The following is a 3,883-nucleotide window of genomic DNA, read 5'->3' on the forward strand; positions in this document are numbered from 1 at the left end:
GCTTAAAGGGGCGCATTGGGGTAGCGGGCATCAAACTGCCGGCAGAGCCGCAGGGCCTCCTTGCGGTATTGGCGGAACTCCGAGTGCAGGCGGCCGAACAGACCGAGCGCGCAGTCGCGCTTGCTGCCGGTCCATCCGAGGTAGTCCCACAGGAACTTCACCGCATCGGCCGCCGTGCGCGTGCGGGCCTCCTGCACCTTGTTCTTCTTGAACGCCCCGAGGCATTCCACCTCCGCGGCGCGGCGGCAAAGCCCGATCGCCGTGGCCACGTGGTGCTGCACCTTGGCCACGCTCGTCGTGCCGGCAAAGGCACGGAACTCGACAAGGCCGTGGCTGAAGAGCTTGCGGAAGTTGATCATGCCGCGCCCGCAGGCCATGGCCGCCGATTCCTTGAAGCGCAGGTCGGGGTGCTTCTCCATTGTCTTGACCAAGTTGGCCACGTCGGCGGCAAACGTGTGGCTATAAGTGTTCGTGTGCCGCCCCGCTCCCGTCTGGCCGTAGATAGAGCGCGCGTGCCACTGTGCGATGTGCGCCAACTTGCGGGCGAACTCGCCGCGCTTGGCGTGATCGTTTGAGCCGATGATCGAATCCACGTTCACCGTGACGTGGCAGCCGCAGCTGTCATTCACCGTGGCACCGATGGCCGTGATGAATTCCACGAACTGGCAGAGCGCGGTCACGCCGTCCTCCCCGTGCAGGATCGGGGACACGAATTCACAGGCCACGCCGGCGCCGCGGATCGAGCCATCATGCTCCGCTCTCCACGGCATCCGGTTGAACTTGGGCGCGGTCACAACCGTGCCGTCCGACTTGCGCAACCCGCCCGTGACTTGGCAGCCACGGTGGTAGTTGCCCACTTGAACCCCGCAACCGGCGGGGATGACTGTTTCCAGCTCAACTCCGAAGAGCACGCTGGCGGCTTTGGTATCCGGTTTTTTCATAACCCCCTTGTCCTCTCGCGGGCAGCCGCGCTGAGTCCATCGGTTTTGAACACCATATTTTTCACCATTTTTCGGGCGGTCTTCATGTTGGCATGGTTAATGACACGGCCTTCGTTTAGAGGTCCCAGGCTTCTCGGAAGCCCACAAACTTCGGAAATCGGGGCGCTTCCTTGGCCCCGCTCGGTTGGTGGCGGAACTTGACCAGCCGTCCGACAAGGGCCTCCTTCCTCCGCCACAAACTCACCCTGTCGATGCCTCCCAGCACGTGGTTGTAGCCGAGCCGGAATTCCACGCCCGTATCGAGGGCTCTCACGATAAATCCGCCGAGTTCGCCACGGCCCACCATCCCCGCTTTCGACAGGCTGCGCTTGGTTCGACCAAACGCATCGCGCTCGGCCTCGTTCTGGTTGCTCATCCCCTCGTAGGGCTCAAGCACCTCGGCCTCGGCGTCGGCAAATCGCTTGATCTTGAGGAGCCACCCCTCGCCTTCAGTCGAGCGGCCGCACTTGTATGGCCCCGCCGGATCACGAACCATCACACCCTCGTAACCCTCGGCCAGGAATTTCTCCTCAAACTTGGCCAATTCGTCGGCGTCCTTGATCTCGACCGGCAGCACTTTGGCCATGCGCTCCCACTCGGGCAGGCGTTCCAGCTCCCGCACGCGGCACGCATACGGAACATCCGTGTCCTCGCTCACGTAATCGAACACGTGGAACACGAAGTCCGGCTCGCCATCGCGGGACCCGATCGCACTCGTGGTCTGCGAGAACGTGCCGCCGCGCAGCATCAGCTCCCCGTCCACCCCGTCGGGCAGATTGGCTTCAATCCACTCACGGGCAAACTTGTTGCTGATCGGCTTGAACGATCTCGTCAGCGCTTGCCCGTCGATCTTGAGGCAACGGATGCCATCCAGCTTCGGCGTGGCCAAGACCGGAAAGCTCAAGCCCTCGGGGCACTCGCACTTGCCGGCCAACATCGGTTTCCTGATGGCGCTCACTGGGCCACCTCCTCGCCGACGCTCTTGCCCTCGGACTCCACAAACGCCCGGATCGCCTCGATGTGCTCGAGGATCATCTTCGCCTTGCCCAGTCCGAACTGGAACGGCCACCGCGATCCCGCATTGAGCACGATCAGCGGCTGCCCCTTGTATTCCGACACGACGGCGGGTTGATTCGCGTTCATGTCAGGCAGCCGCGACGATGCGGCCCATCAGCGTGTTGAGGTTGAACTTGCGCAAGCCGCGGCTTTCCACGTCCCAGACCGTGATCAGTCCGCGCTTGCCCAGATTGGCGGCAGCGGTCGTAAAGCGCATCGTGCGGGCTTCGCCCGAGGCTTTGATGAACGTGCCGATGTATTCACTGCGTTTGGTGCTGTTTTTCATAACCCCCTTGGCCTCTCGCAGGGGGCTCACCAAATCCATCAGTTTTGGCGCACCATATTTTTCACCATTTTTCGGACGAGCTTCTTGTTGGCATGGTTTTTGGCACGAAGCCCGCGGGTGCCCGTTTCCTCGTTTATCGGCCGTGGGAACTCACGAGCCACGGGGAGCCATAAGAAGCGTTTTGCGCGGGTGGTATGGAGGTAGCCGCGAGCGGCCACGGGTCACTCGTCGTCGCGGTTATCCACGTGCCGGCTGATCAGCCCTTGGGCAAGCTCGCTCGGGGACACACCACGCTCCTCGGCCAACTCGAACAGCTTACCGGCCAGATCATCGGGCAAATCGTTCAAAATCACGGTGTGGTTCTTGTCCCCTGATAGCGGATTGGTCATATTGCCAATTCACCTGCTTGAGCCAGACCGCTGCAACACCGGAACGTGTCATAACGCAATCAGCCCCGAAAAGGGGCGGTCTGGCCGTTTCCCTGTCGGCCAAAACAGTGGCCATTGCCACCAAGCGGGCACGGGCTAAAGGAATCTCGCTTGAGGCCTACCTCCTCCATGTGCTGGAGCGAGCGGTCGAAGCTGAGCGCAAGGCTCCGTAGCTCGCCATTTTGACATCCCGCGCGGGGGCGACCCATGAAATCGCTCGTCGCAAAAATCCTCGGGATCACCAACTCCATCTGGAACTTCTACGGGCCACTGCTGCGCCAACTGGTCGTCAGCGGCACCGGCGTGCTCCTTCCCATCGCCTTGGACATCGTGCGATCCCTGGCCAACTCCGACCGCACCGGCGGCCAGAAGCGCGAGGAGGCGGTCAAAGCACTCAAGGTTGCCGCGCTTCATCAGGGCGTTTCGGCGACAGAAAGCCTGCTGCGTTGGACCATCGAATCCGCCGTGCAGCGAATGCGGTTGGAGGACAAGTAGCATGGGCAAGATCAAGCTCAGCCTCCTGCGGTTTCTGGTCTCCAAGTCCGGCAGCCTGCTCACCCCGATCATCGCGGGGTTTGTCGCCACGCTTGTGGCCAGAGTCGCCGCCTTCGACGCCAATCTCGCCGGCCAGATCGATCAGACGGCCATTGTGGGGTTTATCGTGGCAACGATCCTCGCCGCAGTGAACTACGCCACCAATTCCGTGCAGACCGACGGCATCAAGAAGATCCAGGCTCTGGTCAACACCGATCAGGACGGCATCCCCGGACCGGTGACCTACACCGAAGTGCGCCGGGCGATCCCCGTGGTCAAGTGACCGGCCACCGGCTCTACGAGGCCATCTTCAAAGCCAAACAGCCGCGACCGCCAGATCGCCGCTCTTTCTGGCACCGCCTGCTCGCCTCACTGCGCATCGACATCAAACCAGGCAAGAGCATGGAGAAGCCTGTGGCCTACGTCGGGATCAATGGCAAAGCCGACTTTTAGTCGCGTCTGCGACTGCGCGACTTTCTCTCTTCTTCAATGCCAGCGGTGGAACGCAAAAACCTTTCAATCTCCGATACGGCAAACAGCGGCGTGCGCAGCGAAAGGCTTGGACGCAACAGACCTCGCTTCCAAAGGCGGTAAACAGT

Annotated in this window: 6 protein-coding genes; 2 read left to right on the plus strand and 4 right to left on the minus strand. The window is 61.8% G+C overall.

What is annotated here, in order from left to right; genetic code table 11:
* Window positions 1–2: 2 nt before the first annotated feature.
* The 4 genes from FGM15_13530 to FGM15_13545 form a co-directional block, all read right to left on the minus strand.
* Entirely contained in the window at window positions 3–941 is a 939-nt protein-coding gene (locus tag FGM15_13530; GenBank protein ID MBU3666879.1) for a hypothetical protein, read from the minus strand.
* A gap of 115 nt (window positions 942–1,056) precedes the next feature.
* A complete protein-coding gene (locus FGM15_13535) occupies window positions 1,057–1,938 on the minus strand; it encodes an ATP-dependent DNA ligase (GenBank protein ID MBU3666880.1) in 882 nt (293 codons plus the stop codon).
* Window positions 1,935–2,123 carry a hypothetical protein gene (locus tag FGM15_13540; GenBank protein MBU3666881.1) on the minus strand — a complete coding sequence of 63 codons (189 nt, stop codon included), beginning with the start codon at window positions 2,121–2,123 and terminating at the stop codon, window positions 1,935–1,937. The genes FGM15_13535 and FGM15_13540 overlap by 4 nt, the downstream gene beginning before the upstream one ends.
* Window position 2,124: 1 nt before the next feature.
* Window positions 2,125–2,352 carry a hypothetical protein gene (locus FGM15_13545; protein MBU3666882.1) on the minus strand — a complete coding sequence of 76 codons (228 nt, stop codon included), beginning with the start codon at window positions 2,350–2,352 and terminating at the stop codon, window positions 2,125–2,127.
* 605 nt (window positions 2,353–2,957) lie between these two features.
* Here FGM15_13545 and FGM15_13550 point away from each other — a divergent pair.
* Together FGM15_13550 and FGM15_13555 are read left to right on the plus strand one after the other, a co-directional pair.
* Entirely contained in the window at window positions 2,958–3,245 is a 288-nt protein-coding gene (locus FGM15_13550; GenBank protein MBU3666883.1) for a hypothetical protein, read from the plus strand.
* A 1-nt stretch (window position 3,246) separates the two neighbouring features.
* Window positions 3,247–3,567 (plus strand): hypothetical protein, encoded by a 321-nt coding sequence (locus tag FGM15_13555; protein MBU3666884.1) that lies wholly within the window; start codon window positions 3,247–3,249, stop codon window positions 3,565–3,567.
* The last annotated feature ends 316 nt before the right edge of the window (window positions 3,568–3,883 follow it).

The sequence above is a fragment of the Chthoniobacterales bacterium genome (assembly GCA_018883245.1).
Classification (GTDB): domain Bacteria; phylum Verrucomicrobiota; class Verrucomicrobiia; order Chthoniobacterales; family JACTMZ01; genus JACTMZ01.